At 45.7% G+C, this 16955-nt stretch carries 16 protein-coding genes; 5 read left to right on the forward strand and 11 right to left on the reverse strand.

Going from position 1 to position 16955, the window contains the following annotated elements:
• On the reverse strand, positions 1–3137 hold a 3137-nt coding region (locus QUA10_RS25100; RefSeq protein WP_333086403.1), incomplete at its 3' end, for a serine/threonine-protein kinase PknK.
• Positions 3138–3307: 170 nt separating this feature from the next.
• The gene (locus QUA10_RS25105) at positions 3308–3979 is read right to left on the reverse strand and encodes a VOC family protein (protein ID WP_333085197.1); all 672 of its coding nucleotides are present in this window, start codon (positions 3977–3979) and stop codon (positions 3308–3310) included.
• A 482-nt stretch (positions 3980–4461) separates the two neighbouring features.
• On the opposite strand from QUA10_RS25105, the gene topA reads away from it, so the two are divergent.
• Entirely contained in the window at positions 4462–7188 is a 2727-nt protein-coding gene (gene topA / locus QUA10_RS25110; protein ID WP_333085198.1) for a type I DNA topoisomerase, read from the forward strand.
• Positions 7189–7360: 172 nt separating this feature from the next.
• Here the strand turns inward: topA and QUA10_RS25115 are convergent, their stop codons facing one another.
• From QUA10_RS25115 to QUA10_RS25135, 5 genes are all read right to left on the reverse strand, one after another.
• A complete protein-coding gene (locus QUA10_RS25115) occupies positions 7361–7708 on the reverse strand; it encodes a DUF5615 family PIN-like protein (protein ID WP_333085200.1) in 348 nt (115 codons plus the stop codon).
• Between the two features lie 4 nt (positions 7709–7712).
• A complete protein-coding gene (locus QUA10_RS25120) occupies positions 7713–8072 on the reverse strand; it encodes a DUF433 domain-containing protein (RefSeq protein ID WP_333085201.1) in 360 nt (119 codons plus the stop codon).
• 232 nt (positions 8073–8304) lie between these two features.
• Complete coding sequence (locus QUA10_RS25125) at positions 8305–8457, reverse strand: hypothetical protein (RefSeq protein WP_333041746.1); 153 nt, start codon at positions 8455–8457, stop codon at positions 8305–8307.
• Positions 8458–8595: 138 nt separating this feature from the next.
• Positions 8596–9024, reverse strand: coding sequence for an HNH endonuclease signature motif containing protein (locus QUA10_RS25130; RefSeq protein WP_333041744.1), 429 nt, complete (start codon positions 9022–9024; stop codon positions 8596–8598).
• A 5-nt stretch (positions 9025–9029) separates the two neighbouring features.
• A complete protein-coding gene (locus QUA10_RS25135) occupies positions 9030–9401 on the reverse strand; it encodes a hypothetical protein (RefSeq protein ID WP_333041743.1) in 372 nt (123 codons plus the stop codon).
• 541 nt (positions 9402–9942) lie between these two features.
• Between QUA10_RS25135 and QUA10_RS25140 the strand changes: the two genes are divergently transcribed.
• Entirely contained in the window at positions 9943–10203 is a 261-nt protein-coding gene (locus tag QUA10_RS25140) for a hypothetical protein (protein WP_333086404.1), read from the forward strand.
• Between the two features lie 43 nt (positions 10204–10246).
• Here the strand turns inward: QUA10_RS25140 and QUA10_RS25145 are convergent, their stop codons facing one another.
• The 3 genes from QUA10_RS25145 to QUA10_RS25155 all read right to left on the reverse strand — a co-directional run bounded on the left by QUA10_RS25145 (position 10247) and on the right by QUA10_RS25155 (position 10885).
• Positions 10247–10402: a hypothetical protein gene (locus QUA10_RS25145; RefSeq protein WP_333085202.1), complete on the reverse strand. Its 156-nt coding sequence runs from the start codon at positions 10400–10402 to the stop codon at positions 10247–10249.
• A gap of 101 nt (positions 10403–10503) precedes the next feature.
• Complete coding sequence (locus QUA10_RS25150) at positions 10504–10659, reverse strand: DUF5615 family PIN-like protein (RefSeq protein ID WP_333085203.1); 156 nt, start codon at positions 10657–10659, stop codon at positions 10504–10506.
• A 4-nt stretch (positions 10660–10663) separates the two neighbouring features.
• A complete protein-coding gene (locus QUA10_RS25155; RefSeq protein ID WP_333085212.1) occupies positions 10664–10885 on the reverse strand; it encodes a DUF433 domain-containing protein in 222 nt (73 codons plus the stop codon).
• A gap of 765 nt (positions 10886–11650) precedes the next feature.
• Here QUA10_RS25155 and QUA10_RS25160 point away from each other — a divergent pair.
• Complete coding sequence (locus tag QUA10_RS25160; RefSeq protein WP_333085204.1) at positions 11651–14125, forward strand: phosphoketolase family protein; 2475 nt, start codon at positions 11651–11653, stop codon at positions 14123–14125.
• Positions 14126–14272: 147 nt separating this feature from the next.
• Positions 14273–14911 (forward strand): histidine phosphatase family protein, encoded by a 639-nt coding sequence (locus QUA10_RS25165; protein WP_333041738.1) that lies wholly within the window; start codon positions 14273–14275, stop codon positions 14909–14911.
• Positions 14912–14952: 41 nt separating this feature from the next.
• On the opposite strand, the gene psaK is transcribed toward QUA10_RS25165, so the two are convergent.
• Positions 14953–15213 carry a photosystem I reaction center subunit PsaK gene (psaK, locus tag QUA10_RS25170; RefSeq protein WP_333041736.1) on the reverse strand — a complete coding sequence of 87 codons (261 nt, stop codon included), beginning with the start codon at positions 15211–15213 and terminating at the stop codon, positions 14953–14955.
• A gap of 230 nt (positions 15214–15443) precedes the next feature.
• On the opposite strand from psaK, the gene QUA10_RS25175 reads away from it, so the two are divergent.
• Positions 15444–16655, forward strand: a complete 1212-nt coding sequence (locus tag QUA10_RS25175) for an acetate kinase (protein WP_333085205.1) — start codon at positions 15444–15446, stop codon at positions 16653–16655.
• Positions 16656–16955: the final 300 nt, after the last annotated feature.

Raw genomic sequence — 16955 nt, forward strand, 5'->3', positions numbered from 1 at the left:
TAGGTAATAGTTTGAAACATCCGGTTATAACCCGTCCATTGCAAATTGCCCGATTGCAAGCCAACTTTATAACCTTCATTATTAATTTCCGCCGTAGTTTTGAGCGGTCTCACCCAGCAATTTAAGTAATTAGCAAAAATCACACTATCTTGACAGTTTTGAGACAAGTTATTTGAATTTTCGCTGAGAGTCAGAGCGAGTCTGCCAAACTCATAAGCCGACTGGTAATCCCCTAAAATAGAATTTAGGATAATTCCATAACACGAATAACAGTAAGACCCTCCCGCCACAAAACCGTACTTCAGAGACAGATTAATCGCTTTAATCACAGTCAACTTCCACAGTTCTTGAGATGAAAAGAACGTTAGCGGTCCCATGTTACCCAATAATTTCATTGCCATTTGTTGAGCCGGATTTTTCATCTTTTCGGCATTAATTAATGCAGCAATTTCTTGGTTTGCCAAGTTGGCTTTAGCGGCCGCCATTTCCGCATTAACCGCCTCGCTTAAATTATCTTCAGCCAAGTCTATGCCCAGCAATTGAAGGGCTTTTAATCCCGATTGAATTGCTGATTCATATTTACTTAGCAGAGTGTACTGCACGATCAAAATGTTATAAATTTCGGCTTGTTCTAGCTCAGATTTTGCCCGACCAAATGCCAGTTCTATTAAAGCTTCTGATTCTTCAAAATTGCCGTTTAAATATTCAGCCTCTGCCAGCTCCTTATGAAAGGTAAAAGCTAGTTCATAGGATTCTTGCCAAATATCGCCCGGTAAAATTTCTCGACCGATTTTTAAGTAGTCTCTGGCAGCAGCATAAGCCGTTGCATCTTTGGCTTTGCGAGCGGCGGTTAAATTTAAAATAGCTAGTTCAGTTTTCTCGTGCTCATCAATGATTAAAATGCGACCAGAATTCAAATGATCGACTATTTCAAAAATTCTTTCGGCTTGTCGTTCAGGAGAAATATTTGCTAGTAATAGGCGACCAATTTGTAGGTGAATTGCGGTTTGCAACTTGGAGTCAATCAAAGCGTAACCCGACTGCTGCACGCGGTCATGCAAAAATTTATAAGTAGTAATTACTAAGTCAGAATTAATGATTTCTGATTCGGTAGCACCTAACTCAGAAGTAGTTAGAATCAATCCCTCTTGGATGGCTGGCAAGAGTTCTTTAAATGTGGCTGCCAAAGATTTTTCATTAATAATTGAGAGAGTGTTTAAGTCAAAACTATTACCCACGCAAGCAGCTAAACGCAAAACTTGCTGAGTTGATGGGGGCAGTCTTTTCAATTTTCCCAGCATCAATTCAATGACGTTATCAGTAATACCTACTGATTCAATTTCTGAAATATTCCAATCCCAGTTTCTTTCGTGAAAATTGAATTTTAGCAGGTTTTCTTGATAGAGAGTTTTGAGAAACTGATTTACAAAAAAAGGATTACCTTGAGTTTTACTGATTACTAACTCGGCTAGGGGGAGCGCTGATTTTTGGTCTTTACGCACGGTGTCAGTAATTAAGTTAACTATGTGGTGAAGGTGTAAGGGAGATAAAGTAATCCGCTCGATTCTTGCACCTTGATTTTGCAGCTCGTCCAAAGTCATCATTAAAGGATGAGATGGGTTAACTTCGTTGTCTCGATAAGCACCAATTAGAAATAGATAGTTGGTTTGCTCATCTGCTATCATTACTTGTAACAATTTCAATGTGGCGGCATCAGCCCATTGTAAATCGTCGAGAAAGATGACTAAGGGATAGTCAACTGAACAAAATACGCGGATGAATTTTTGAAATACTAAATTAAAGCGGTTTTGTGCTTCTGTAGCGCCTAATTCTTGTACGGCTGGCTGTTGGCCAATGATTAATTCTACTTCAGGAATGACATCTACAATAATTTGACTATTAGCGCCAACGGCAGCTAATATTTTTTCTTTCCAGGTAGTGAGTTGATTTTCGCTTTCTGTTAAGAGTTGCTTGACTAATGATTGAAAGGCTTTGACAACGGCCGCGTAAGGGATATTTCGTTGAAATTGGTCGAATTTTCCTGCTATAAAATAACCTCTGGCTTTAGTAATTGGTTTATAAACTTCTTGTACTAAGGCGGATTTTCCAATGCCAGAGTAACCGGATACTAGCATCATTTCGGTGCTGCCCCTGCTGACTCGCTCAAAGGCTGCTAATAAGGTTTCAACTTCTGTTTCTCTGCCGTAGAGTTTTTCGGGGATGAGGAAATGGTCTGTAATATCCCGCGTTCCCAATGCAAACGTCTCAATGTTACCCGTGTTTTGTAATTGAGCAAGACAAATCTCTAAATCGTGTTTCAGTCCTAATGCACTCTGATAGCGATTTTCGGCATTCTTTGCCATCAGTTTACTAACAATTTGGGATAAAATTAGGGGAACTTCTGGCTTGATTTGATGTACCGGAATCGGCTGTTTGGCTAGATGACAATGCACTAACTCCATTGGATCATCTGACTCGAAGGGTAACTGTGTTGTCAACAATTCATAGAAGGTCACACCAAGGGAATAAAAGTCACTCCGATAGTCAATGCCTCGATTCATTCTTCCTGTTTTTTCTGGGGAGAGATAAGCTAAGGTTCCTTCGAGGGTGTTGGGATTCTGGATTTCCTGGGTTTCTCTCGGCAGCAGGGAAGAAATACTGAAGTCAATGAGTTTAATTTGTTGGCTATGTGGGTTAATCAGAATATTGGCGGGTTTGATATCTTTATGAATAACTCGGTTTTGGTAGAGAGAGTGGAGAATATTTGCTAGTTCCCTGGCTAGGGTGAGAAAGTTTTCTAAAGATAGAGATTTATCGGGTTGGTTTTTATCAGTTGCTGCCGGGAGATAAGTAGACAGGGAAACTCCTCCAAAGTCTTCCATTATCAAAGCATAGGCGTTTTTGTAAGGTGCTAAATCGAGGGGTTCAACCACTCCAGGCAGACGTAGATTTTTGGCGATGGTATATTGGTTGCGGAATTGCAGCAGTTCGCTGAAGCTGGGGTATTCGTTTCGCAGCAGTTTGATGACGACTGGAGTACGATCGCTCTCCCGGACACCGCGATAGACTAAAGTGCGAGATCCTGCATAGAGTTGTTCTGTTATGCGATACCCTGGCAGGTCAGTAATTGTCTCCATTTTCCAGTTCTCAATAAATTGGGGGTTACTATATCTCTAGTTTACTCAGCCAACTTGCAAAATTCTCAATGGCCTCTAATGTTCCTGCAATTGTCAGTGGGCGTTCTGTACGAAATATCGCAGTTCGTTGGATACTGAAGCCATATTATTAATTGTTTTACAGGTTTTGATTACCAACTGATAATAAGCGGCAATCCAGGTCGGAAATCTACCTGTTGTCCCTGCACTTCTCCATCAAAACCAAGCTCGACAAAATACTCGGTTCCTATTCGCAACTTTAATTGATTTGTCTCAAGCACTGCTTGAAGTTCAGGTGACGGATTATTAGCAGCAGGACTGACTAATTCTACACGAGTAATTTCGCGGAAACCAACACCATGATCCAAAGGCTGTGACTTATCAGCAGAGTATTGATCTGGACGTTTACTAAAGGAAATTTGGAAAAGCATCGGCTCAGTCAACACATCACTATTTGTTCCTACTGCGATACTCATCGTTTCAGATAAATAAGGTGGACGATATGCCCAACTTGAAAATGCAACTGTGTCCTCAGAACCTTTGGCTGGACGCAAACAGATGCCAAATGGACACGCACCATTATTCCGATTTGTCGATCGCTCCCAAAGACGAGTCTGATGAATTGGCTCAGACTTCGCCTCTTCTGGATCGTGAACCCATAACAATTCCAACATTGCGTTATGGAAAAAGAAACAGCGATTGGCTGTACCTTGTCCGTGATGAATGCGAGATCCACCCTCAACTAAACCGAAGGATGATAAACGATTAGCTTCCGAAGCACCAATATCAGTAAGGATGAAAAGATGGTCGAATTCAAATGTCATAGAATTATTCATCGAATTGCTCGATCGCTCAAGTAATTTTAATCCCCTGTGATTGCTTTTTTTTCGCTCGCAACGCTGATGCTGCACAGCGTACTGTACCAAAGCCCCAAACCTCTAGTCAGTAAATCTTTCCCAATCTAAAATCTAAAATCTAAAATCTAAAATCGGTCGCCCCAACCTTCAAGTTACAACCAGATTGAGGAACCATCCGCCCGCATCCAGCAGTCTCAACATCCAGTTACCGACAATTCTGCTAAAGTCAGGTCATCATCCGGTGCATCTTGTAGAGACGTGATTCGCAGCCTCTGCCCCCAAAGCAGTAAAATCCCATCACATTGTCACCTGCCACCCGATCGGCAGTAAGTTAAAAATTAAGGTAGTTTGAAAATAATCGCCCAAAGTTGAAAGAAGCCTTGACATCTGACCTAAACTCTCTAACTTAGACCCTCTAGCTGCGCTGCCATCCATATTTAAAAGATGCCATGTCAACCTTAGTCATCGTCGAATCTCCCACAAAAGCCCGTACCATCCGCAACTTCCTGCCCTCCACCTACCGTGTAGAGGCATCGATGGGCCATGTCCGCGACCTACCATCCTCCGCCGAAGAAATACCAGAAGCCGTTAAAGGAGAAAAATGGGCGCAACTGGGCGTAAACGTGGAGGCAGACTTTGAACCCCTCTACGTCATCCCGAAAGATAAAAAGAAAATTGTTAAAGAACTCAAAGACGCCCTCAAAGACGCCACAGAACTGATTCTAGCCACTGACGAAGACCGAGAAGGCGAAAGCATTTCCTGGCATTTGCTGCAAATCCTCAAACCCAAAGTGCCCATCAAGCGGATGGTGTTTCACGAAATCACCCGCGAAGCTATCCGCGACGCCTTAACCCACTGTCGCGATATCGACAATCGAGTAGTACAAGCCCAAGAAACTCGCCGAATTCTCGATAGACTCGTCGGTTACACACTCTCCCCGTTACTGTGGAAAAAAATCGCTTGGGGTTTGTCCGCTGGTAGAGTGCAGTCAGTCGCAGTCAGGCTTTTGGTGCGCCGGGAACGCGAACGCCGCGCTTTCCGCCAAGGTAGTTACTGGGATTTAAAAGCCCTTTTGGAAAAGGGCAAGATTTCCTTTGATGCCAAACTCGTGACTGTCGGCAATGTGAAAGTTGCAAATGGCAGCGATTTTGATGAAAATACCGGGCAAATTATCGCAGGCCGGCGCGTACTTTTGCTCAACGAAGAACAGGCGCGGGCTTTACTTTCACGCATTCAAAACAAACCCTGGACGGTCGGCAATATCGAAGAACGGCCAGTCACCCGCAAACCGTCGCCGCCGTTTACGACCTCGACTTTGCAGCAGGAAGCTAACCGCAAGCTGCGGCTGGGTGCGCGGGAAACCATGCGAATTGCCCAAGGTCTCTACGAACGCGGTTTTATCACCTATATGCGGACGGATTCGGTGCATTTGTCCGAACAGGCGATCGAAGCGGCGCGCAGTTGCGTGCAAGAACTTTACGGCAGCGAATACCTCAGCCCCCAACCGCGCAAATACACCACGAAAAGCAAAGGCGCGCAGGAAGCCCACGAAGCTATCCGTCCCGCCGGCAGCACTTTTCGGACTCCGCAGCAAACGGGATTGGATGGGATTGATTTCCGCCTCTATGATTTGATTTGGAAGCGGACAGTCGCTTCTCAAATGGCCGATTCCCGCCAAACTCACGTTACGTTACAAACTCAGGTAGAAGATGCCGGTTTCCGTTCCAGCGGCAAACGCATTGATTTTCCAGGCTTTTTGCGGGCCTACGTGGAAGGTTCCGATGATCCAGATGCGGCGTTGGAAGACCAAGAGGTGATTTTGCCGGCGCTGAAGGTGGGGGATAAACCTAATTGTCAGGATTTAGAGGCAATAGGGCACGAAACTCAACCTCCCGCCCGCTACACGGAAGCTTCTCTGGTCAAAATGCTCGAAAGCGAAGGTGTGGGCCGTCCGAGTACCTACGCGAGTATTATCGGTACAATTGTCGATCGGGGATATGCCAAATTAATAGCTAACGCCTTAATTCCGACATTCACCGCTTTCGCCGTCACTACTTTATTGGAAACACATTTTCCCGATTTAGTAGACACCGGTTTTACTTCCCGAATGGAACAAACCCTCGATGAAATTGCCACCGGCGAGGCGAAATGGCTGCCGTATTTGCAAAAGTTTTATACAGGGGAAACCGGACTCGCAACCCAAGTCAAAGAACAGGAAAGCCAGATTGACGCGAAAGTTGCCCGAACTGTGGTATTGGAGAATATTGCTGCTAAAGTCTGCATCGGCAAATTCGGCGCATACCTGGAATCGGAAAGCGAAGAAGGTGTCGTAAAAGCATCGATTCCCCAAGATTTGACGCCGGCAGATTTAGACCCGGAACAAGTGGAGTTTCTGTTAAAGCAAAAAACGGAAGGCCCGGAAAAATTGGGTCTTCACCCGGAAACCGGGGAACCGATTTATGTGCTGATTGGCAGTTATGGGCCATACGTTCAGTTAGGGGAAGTTTCGGAAACGAACAAGAAACCGAAGCGGGCTTCTTTACCGAAGGGGACGGATAAGGATAGCGTGACGCTGGATATGGCGGTGAGTTTGTTGACTTTACCCCGGTTGTTGGGCACTCACCCGGAGACGGGGGCGAAGGTGCAAGCTAATTTGGGGATGTACGGGCCTTATGTGGTGCACGACCAGGGTAAGGTGGGGAAAGATTATCGATCGATCAAACCGCCGGATGATGTTTTGACGATAACGCTCGATCGGGCATTAGAGTTATTATCGCAGCCGAAAGCCGCCCGCGGCCGCAGCAAATCAGCCACACCTTTGAAGGAATTGGGCGCGCATCCAGAGTCGGGAGAACCGATCAATGTTTACGATGGCCGCTACGGCCCCTACGTGAAACACGGCGATATCAATGCTTCTTTGTCGAAGGATGAATCTGTGGAGAATTTCACCTTGCAAAGAGCACTGGAATTGTTAGCAACTAAGGAAGCAGCGGGAGGCGGTAAATCTAGCAGCAAGTCGAAGAAGTCTACTAAGACTGCGGCGGCGAAGTCGGAGACTGCAACTGAGAAGACTGCGGCGAAGAAAACTACTGCTAAGAAGACGGCGACTGCGGCGAAGAAAACGACTACTAAGAAGGCGGCGACTGCGACTGCGACGAAGAAGAAGACAACTTGAGTTTAGTGTAGTTTTCACTGATCGAGAAACCCGGACGGTGTAGGGGCGGTGTCCCCGTGCCCGCCCGGTTTTTTTGTTGGTAAAATACTGCACAAATTTAGGTTTGTACTAAAAACTTCAGTCCTTAAAATTCGGCTTGAGTATAGTAGGGCATAAGGTCTCTTGAATGCAATTAAGATATAGACGGCGGCCCATAACGATAGACTCGAATCACTTTTCCCGTCAATGTCTGAGCGATAGATATCGCATCATTAATATTAGCAGTCAGTCTAGCAATATCGTCATCTCGCGTGCAGGCAATAATACCGCAGTGGTCAGGTTGCAGCTTGTGCAGTTGAAAGAAATCGCGTCGGTTGACAGTCAAAACCGCCCGATTTTCAACGATCGCAAATGCTAATACATCCTCATCAGGCAGTCCAGCGTTTCCTGCTTGTTGAACAGTCAAGACATCATGCCCCAAAGAGCGTAGATTTTGCACGACTTGCCGGGGAAAGTGTTCGTCTGCATAGATACGCGCCATAGGTTTATTGGATATTTTCAGGTGTATCTAAAATCTCGTCGGCCTCGTCTTGCAGTCTCATTGCTTCCTCAATTTCGTCAGGGTAAGCTTCAGCATAAGCCCAAACATTTACTAAATCAGCGGCACTCAGATGGGGATAGCAATCTAGGATAAAAGCATCGGTAGCGCCCTCATTGCGATAGCTTGCGAGCAACCAAACGGGAATGCGAGTATTGTCAATACAAGCATCGCCGCCCATCACGCCGGGAGTTTTTGTAATCGGGCGTCCGCTGTTTTTCAGGCTTTGAGTTAAGATGCTGATTGCCTCAGCTTTGTCGATCGGCGTTAAGGCTAAGAGTTGCGCTTCTAATTCTGGGATTGTCATAGAGCTTATTTGATTTATGAATTATGTATGTATTTTATATTGTAGGGCGATATCCCTATTAGTTAGGTTTCTTGCAAAACGTTGTGGATTAATTCTGCTGCTAGCTATAGCTTATAGCGGTGAGTGAGGGCTTCCATGTCAACGGTGACTGCTGAGTGGCGCTTGGGTGCGGGTGTGGCTGGGGGTGCCGCGGGCAATTAGAGAGTTTCGTAGAAATAATCGATTCATCATTCTAGGTGTTGGTGGAGGTAAGGAGGTAACAAAATTGATGGGCGATCGCCATTTTTCCCAATCCCGGACAAAAGAGCGATCGCACGTTTCTCAATACCTCGATGAAAGTGCGATCGCTCTTTTTTACATAATTTGCACTGACGAGCGTATTCATTTGAGTTAAATTAGTCAGTTTGATATCATTTGCCCGATCGATCGCCCAAACCCCATATCCCTGACCTCGCGCTGGTCTAAAATCTCCTCAGCTAGAAAGGCGATATGTGCGATCGACCATTTGTGACTCTCAAACCTTTTAAGGAGAAATGTCTGTGGGCGGATGCCATCCAGCACTAACCCACTGACGCCTGACAGTAACAGCAATAGGATTGTTTAGTTGTAGGGCTGTTACTGTTGCGCGACCGCAATCTGTAAGTCCAATAATTTCTGTAGCGTCTTCACTCCAAGCAAAATTTTGTGACCCTTGTTGAGTGCGCGGATTAAACAACTTAACGTGCTTTTGCGTTACCGGATCTAATGCGTCAGTTTGGGTTCCTTTGTAATTATTGCATAGACTACAAGCCAGCCAGAGATTTTCTTCCTCATCAGTACCGCCAATCGCTTTAGGAATAATATGGTCAATTTCCAATATTCCCAGGACATACATTTGTAAACTGCGACAATAACCACACCGATTTTGAGCTTGTGCGCGAACTCTGGCTCTAACTTGTTCAGAAATCGCCATTTTGATTATCCTTTCAATGGTTCGAGCAAGCCGCGCCGCACAGCTTCATTTAAGGCTTGAGCTTGTCGCAATAGTCGAGTTTCATATATGTGGATTAATGCCTGCAATTCACCCAGTTCTACAGATGCGATCGTACCGGATTGTTGGCGGTCTAGCAATTCACTCAATCGTTGTTCTTGGAGTGGTTGCAGCCGGAGTTGAGTCTGAGTGATTACTTCTGAATCAGACAGTGCTGATACTGGTTTAGCGGTTGGTAAGAGAAAATTTTCCAGAGTTTCTACTAGAATCTCACTCACGGTGCGGTGGCGTTGCAGCGCTAGCAATTCTGCTTGGTGATAGACTTCATCTGGCAGATTTAGGGTGATTTGGGCGGTCATAGGTGCAAAGCTATGAAACTAATATTTATATTATGCCATATTTTACTTTGAGTATTAGACATCTGCCCAAAAGAAATGAAGAAGGATCTCGCTTTCTAAAAAGACGGCGACTGCGACCAAGAAGAAAACCAAGTGAAATTAGTTTAGTTTTCACTCATCCAGCAACCCGGTTTCTTAAAAAAACCGACTTTCTTTATTTATAAAATATTAGCCAAGCTGGCAAAAATAGGTTTGTACTTCCGTCCTTAAAATTCTCTTCTGTTCTCTTCCTTTGTGTCATAAACGTCTGCGCGGTTCGATCGCCCCTATTTTTTTTGAGACGTATCAACTCAAACTCTTGTCAAGCCTAGCTTTTGGGCTTGCTTGTCACCTGTTGGCCAAATCATCCTATTTACTTATTGACAATTGCTCTTCTCTGTTCAATTGTCAGGGAACGTATATATAAGGTTACAAATTGTATCATAAGCAACAGAAAGTACCCAATGTTTTATGTAGCGCTCTACAATTGAGAAAAGAAACAAGATTAAGAGGCGCGATCCCGATGGATATGAATATGGATATGAATGGAAACCTAGACTGGGAAGAAGCATTTGAGTACAGAGCGGGCTTAACAGTAGAGTTGAAGTCCCAGCCTGGGGTTTTGCATACGATCGCTTACTATGAAGTGATGATGGTACCGCCCATCTGGTTAGAAAATGACCCCCGTCCCCGCTATCCTCACGAAGTGCGAGTCGTTGCCCACCAGCCAACTGTGTCCAATGTTTGCCGGATTTCAGAGAGTCCTGTTTTAGTCGCCTCCTAAGTTTTTTCAGCGGGAAATATTGGCGATGGCATCTAGCCAGCAATCAAACCGATGCAGTGATTTTCGGATTGAGATTGCTTGAGTTTACTTTGTGGCGATCGCTTAAGATATACATGGTCGCGAAAGTGCGATCGACTCGAATCACTTGACCTGTTAATGTTGCAAGTGAGGAAATAGCCTGATTAAGATTAGCAGTCATTCTGTGAAATCATCCTCTCCCCTACAGACAATAATTGCAGCATGGTCAGACTGTAAGCTGTACAGTCTGATAAAATAACGGCGATTTAGAGTTAAAACAGCTCAATTTTCACTGACTGTAAAAGCTAACACTTCTGCGTCCGGATTTTTTAGGTTATCCTTTCCGGCTGCTTGCACTGTCAGAATATTTTCCCCCATCCGGCGCAGCAATTCTACAATTTCTCTGGGAAATTGTTCGTCACCATAAAGACGCGCCATTATTTCAATCCTCGTCATTCTTGCGGATAGCTATGTCACTTTCATCTGGAAAAGCTGCCGCATAAGCCGACGCATTTGCTAAATCAGTAGCAGTTAGTGTGGAATAGTTATCTAAGAGTCGAGACTCGTTCATACCCAAACGATGAAAGCTCACCAGTTCCCAAATAGGAATGCAAGTATTTCTCATACAAGCATCACCCCCACAGACACCGAGAGTTGGGCTAATTCCTTGCCAGGTGTTAGCTAAATTTTGCGTTAATAATTAGATAATATGTATTTGCTATTATACGCAATTCCTTTATCTCTGCTCTCTTCCTCTGCGCCCTCTGCGCCTCTGCGGTTCATAAAAAAAAGCTTTTTTACAAATGAAATAGCATTGCTATATCTGTTTAAAATCAGGCTAAATCTCTCTCATTATAAAAATTAATCGCCCTTTTACCCTGAGCTTAAACGAACCTAAAAAAAATTAACCCAAAACGAGTCATACCATTTTAAATTTTAGATTAAAGAATGGGGAATGACTGAGGACCTAAAGCTTTGGATATTGCCTACAGTTGAATTTTTTATGATAACTGGTATCAGCCATCAGCAGGCACAAAGTGAAATTATATTCACCTATAAATTCTTATGACTTCTACCTTGAGAAGTATTTTTTTGGGGACTAGAACAACACATCCTACTACTCGCAACATATTCTACGGCTCAGTGCGGAGTGCACAGCCTACAAAAACTCTTGTGTAAATCCTATTATGTATTGCTTAATCCCTTGATCCCCGCAAGTAGCGGCTTTTTTTTCCTCAGAATCGTGCGATGTTTAGCCAGAAATTAACATTGATTTAAACTTTAATGGAGGCATAAACGAGCTAGAATTCAATAGTTTGCGTGGAAGACATGGAGTTTAAATACAAAATGTCACAAATAACAAATTAATACCGATCGCACTTCTCGATCGCACTTTACAAAACAACCACAACTTAGGAGTCAATCGCTGATGATGCTAGGAACAACCGAGATCCCGCAATTAAAGCCACTTTCCGACTCAGAACTACACAAAATGAACGCCTACTGGCGGGCGGCAAACTACCTATCCGTCGGACAAATCTATCTCCTCGACAACCCCCTACTCAAAGAACCCCTCAAAATCGAACACGTCAAACCGAGACTCCTCGGACATTGGGGCACTACTCCAGGTTTAAACTTCATCTACGTTCACCTCAACCGCATCATCAAAGCCCAAGACATCAACGCCATCTACATCGCAGGCCCGGGACACGGCGGGCCGGGCTTGGTCGCCAACACCTATCTCGAAGGCACTTACAGCGAATATTACTCGAACATTTCCGAAGATGAAGAGGGTATCAAACGGCTGTTCAAACAGTTCTCCTTTCCCGGCGGTATCCCCAGCCACGTCGCCCCGGAAACCCCCGGTTCGATTCACGAAGGCGGCGAACTCGGCTACGCCCTCGTCCACGCTTACGGTGCAGTCTTCGACAATCCCGATTTGATTGTGGCGGCCGTTGTCGGTGACGGGGAAGCCGAAAGCGGCCCGCTGGCTGCTAGCTGGCATTCTAACAAGTTTCTCAACCCGGTTCGCGACGGGGCCGTGTTGCCGATTTTGCACTTGAACGGCTACAAAATTGCCAATCCAACTCTGTTGGCCCGTATTCCGCAGGAGGAATTGGAAAGTTTGATGGTCGGTTATGGCTACAAACCTTATTGGGTGGAAGGTTCAGACCCGGAAACCATGCACCAGTTGATGGCTGCAACTCTCGATACCGCGATCGGCGAAATTAAGGCGATTCAGGAAAAAGCGCGGACAGAGGGCTATTCGGGTCGTCCCCAGTGGCCGATGATTGTGATGAAAACTCCCAAAGGCTGGACGGGGCCGAAGGAAGTTGACGGTAAGAAAACAGAGGATTATTGGCGATCGCACCAAGTCCCACTTTCGGAAATGGCTTCTAAGCCGGGACACGTCCAACTCCTGGAAGATTGGATGAAAAGCTACAAGCCGGAAGAACTCTTCGACGAAAATGGGAAATTAATTCCCGAATTGGCGGAACTCGCACCCAAGGGAGATCGACGCATGGGGGCAAATCCCCACGCTAACGGCGGCCTGCTGCTGCGAGACTTGAAAATGCCGAAATTTGAAGACTACGCCGTTGACGTGCAAAAACCGGGCACTGTAATGGCAGAAGCAACCCGCGTTTCTGGCCGCTTCCTGCGAGACGTGATGAAACTGAATCAGGAAAACGCCAATTTCCGCATTGTCGGGCCCGACGAGACGGCCTCAAACCGCCTCGATCCGGTGTTTGAACTGACGAACCGGATGTGGGCGGGAGAAATTTTGCCCGAAGACGACCACATCTCCCCAGACGGCCGGGTGATGGAAGTCCTCAGCGAACATCTATGTCAGGGATGGCTGGAAGGCTATTTGCTGACGGGACGCCACGGCTTTTTCTCTTGTTACGAGGCGTTTATTCACATCATCGATTCGATGTTCAACCAACACGCCAAGTGGTTGAAAACTACTCGTCACATTCCTTGGCGCCGACCGATCGCCTCTCTCAACTACCTGCTAACTTCTCACGTTTGGCGACAAGACCACAACGGTTTTTCTCACCAAGATCCGGGTTTTATCGACCACGTAATTAACAAGAAAGCCGAGGTTGTGCGGATTTATTTGCCGCCGGATGCGAACACTTTGCTGTCAGTAACGGATCACTGTCTCCGCAGTCGCCACTATGTCAACGTGATTATTGCAGGGAAGCAGCCGGCATTGCAGTATTTGGATATGGATTCTGCGATTAAACACTGTACCGTCGGCATCGGTATTTGGGAGTGGGCCAGCAACGATAAAGGCGGCGAACCAGATGTGGTGATGGCTTGCGCGGGAGATGTTCCGACGCTGGAAACTTTGGCTGCTGTTGACATTCTCCGCCGAGATTATCCCGATTTAAAAGTGCGGGTGGTGAATGTGGTGGATTTGATGACGCTGCAACCTGCTAGCGAACATCCCCACGGTTTGTCTGACAAGGATTTTGATACTTTGTTCACGAAAGATAAGCCGGTGATTTTTGCTTTTCACGGCTATCCTTGGCTGATTCACCGCTTGACTTATCGCCGGACGAATCACCCCAATATTCACGTTCGGGGTTACAAGGAAGAGGGGACGACTACGACGCCGTTTGATATGGTGGTGATTAATGATCTCGATCGATTCCATTTAGTTGGAGATGTACTCGATCGCGTTCCAAAACTGAGTTCTGTCGCAGCTTACGGCAAACAAGCTATCCGTGACAAGCTGATCGAACACAGGCACTATATCAACGAACACGGCGATGATATGCCGGAAATCCGCGACTGGAAGTGGCCGCACGCGGGCCCGGTTTCGTCGGAAGCGCCGAAGGAAACGAAAGATCCGACAACGACAGGAGATCAAACCGTGCGATCGGGTGCACCGGGCTAGCGATATTCTGGCTAGGGACACGGCAATGCCGTGTCCGGCACACGATCGTGGATTAGGACACGGCATTGCGGTGTCCGGCGCGGGCGATATTCCTCTGCGGTTCGTTCAATAAAAGTCTCTTTCAACAATCAAATAAAAGTGGTATATATGAGCTTAAAAATCTACTTTGTACGACACGGTGAAACGACTTACAGCCAAACAGGTGGCTTCTGCGGCCATATCGATCCAGAATTAACACCCGAAGGTTCTAAAATGGCAGAACAGTTTGCCGCCAGTTACGCAAAATTGCCCTGGGAGGCTGTTTATGTCAGTCCGATGAAACGCACAATTGCTACTGCAAAACCTTTGTGCGATGCCGTGGGAATTGAAATGCAGCTTCGCGACGGACTGAGGGAGATTAATTACGGTAAGTGGGAAGGCAAAACAGTAGAATTAGTCAAAAAAGAATACGAAGAAGATTATATTAACTGGCTGACTGAACCTGCTTGGAATGCACCGAATGGCGGCGAGACTTCCGTGGAAATTGCTAGCCGATCGTCCTTAGTTATCGCAGAAATTCAGGAAAAGTACAAGAGCGGTAATGTTTTGGTTGTCTCGCACAAGGCGACTATTAGAATTATTCTGTGCAGTTTGTTGGGGATTGATTTGGGACGTTATCGCTATCGCATTGCCGCTTTAGCAGCTTCTGTCAGTATTGTTAAGTTTGACGTGCGCGGGCCGCTGCTGGAGGTTTTGGGCGATCGATCGTACATGGATGAAACTCTCCGCAATTTACCCGGTACTTGAAATTGCGGGTAAGGTGCGGGGGCGCACCCTACAGTCTGAAACTAAATCGCGCCTATGTAAGACAATCCTAAAATCGTACCCGTTCCCAAAATATGACCGAAGCAGAGACTTCCCACAAGTGCACCCAAACTCAAGCCGCCGACCAAACCCGATGAGGGCGCGGCTGGGCCTGTGTGAGGCTTTTGGATGGTCGAGCTGCCGATCGCAATAGCTAAAATATTGCAAATAATCATAATCAAACCAGTCGTGGGGCTCCACTCTACGGTTCTGGCGACAGTGGCAAGTAAAATTGGTGTAAACATCGATCGGCTCCTTAAACTTTAGTAAATGAAAATCTGCCTAGAAGATATATCAAAAAAATGCAACTGTTAGCTACAGATTGCATTAACAGTTAATTTTTCGACATTTTTCTTAATATTTTTCCCTGAGTCTCAAGATTTTTGAGTCCCCCTCTGCAGGGACGAAAGTTTGACAAAACGCGATTTCAATCGCCTAGCGATCGAAAGAACGAATCAACAAGACATAATCAAGCATGAAAATACTGGTGTTAAATGCGGGTTCTAGCAGTCAAAAGAGCTGTCTTTACGAGTTAAACGATGTCCTGCCCGATCGACCTTTGCAACCCCTCTGGGAGGCTCAAATTGATTGGACTCACCAGCAGGGTATAGCAGAGTTGAAAGTCAAAACAGCAAAGGGCGATCGGCTTGAGGAGGAATTTGCATCCGAGTCTCGCCAAGATGCTATTTCTCGAATGCTGGAGACTCTTTGGAGGGGAAAAACTCAAACCATTAATGATTTAAAAGAGATTGATATTGTCGGCCACCGCGTCGTACACGGCGGACAAGAATATCAGGAAAGTACGTTAATTTCCCCGGATGTTAAAAAGGCGATCGCCCGTTTATCTCTTTTCGCCCCTGTCCACAATCCGGTTAACCTCGAAGGTATCGAAGCGATTGAAAAAATCCTCGAAAATGTGCCACAAGTAGCAGTATTTGATACAGCTTTTCACGCACAATTGCCGCCCGCAGCCTTTGTTTATCCCGGCCCCTATGAATGGCTGGAAAATGGGATTCGCCGCTACGGTTTTCACGGGATTAGCCATCAATATTGCGCGCGTCGGGCCGCCGACATTCTGGGTCAAGATTTGGCAGATTTGCGGTTGATTAGCTGTCATTTGGGCAACGGATGTTCTCTGGCAGCCATCCGTGGTGGCTGGAGTGTTGACACGACGATGGGATTTACGCCTTTGGAAGGTTTGATGATGGGAAGTCGATCGGGTTCGATCGACCCAGGCATTCTCATTTATCTGTTAAAACAATCCGATTTTACTGCTGAGAAACTTGATAGTATTCTCAATCGAAATTCAGGTTTAAAAGGGATTTCAGGGGTGTCTAGCGATCTGCGGCAGATTGGAGATGCGATCGCCCAAGGTAATCAGAGAGCTCAACTTGCTTTGGATATTTACATCCACCGTTTGCGTGCCGGAATTAGTGCGATGCTGGCGAGTTTGGGAGGGTTGGATGCTTTAATTTTTACGGCTGGAGTTGGGGAAAATTCTGCTGTTGTGCGGGCTGCAACCTGCGAACCTTTTGGATTTATAGGGTTAAAATTGGATGAGGATAAAAATCAACATTCACCAGTTGATCGAGATATTGCGGTAGTGGATTCTGCCGTAAGAATTTTGGTAATTCACACGCAGGAAGATTGGGAAATTGCGCGAGAATGCTGGAAACTTTATCACTAACTTATTTTATAAATTCCTTCAACAGCGATGGCAGATTAGCTTCGCTGAAGCGTCAACAATCACCGACTGTGCAACCATGATTTCTCTAATTCATCTGCATTAATCTGTGTTTATCGGCCCTCATCTGCGGTAAAAAAAGAGAATTTATTAACCGCAGATGACAAAGGATTAACGCAGATTCACGCAGATAAAAAGAAGAGATATATTAATAATTACGATGCTAACAGATTTGATATGACAACGCAATGCGTAGCCGGATTGTTAAGGGTTGCTAACTGGAATTGATTTGGGGATGTTGGT

Source organism: Microcoleus sp. Pol8_D6 (assembly GCF_036700965.1).
Classification (GTDB): Bacteria; Cyanobacteriota; Cyanobacteriia; order Cyanobacteriales; family Microcoleaceae; genus Microcoleus.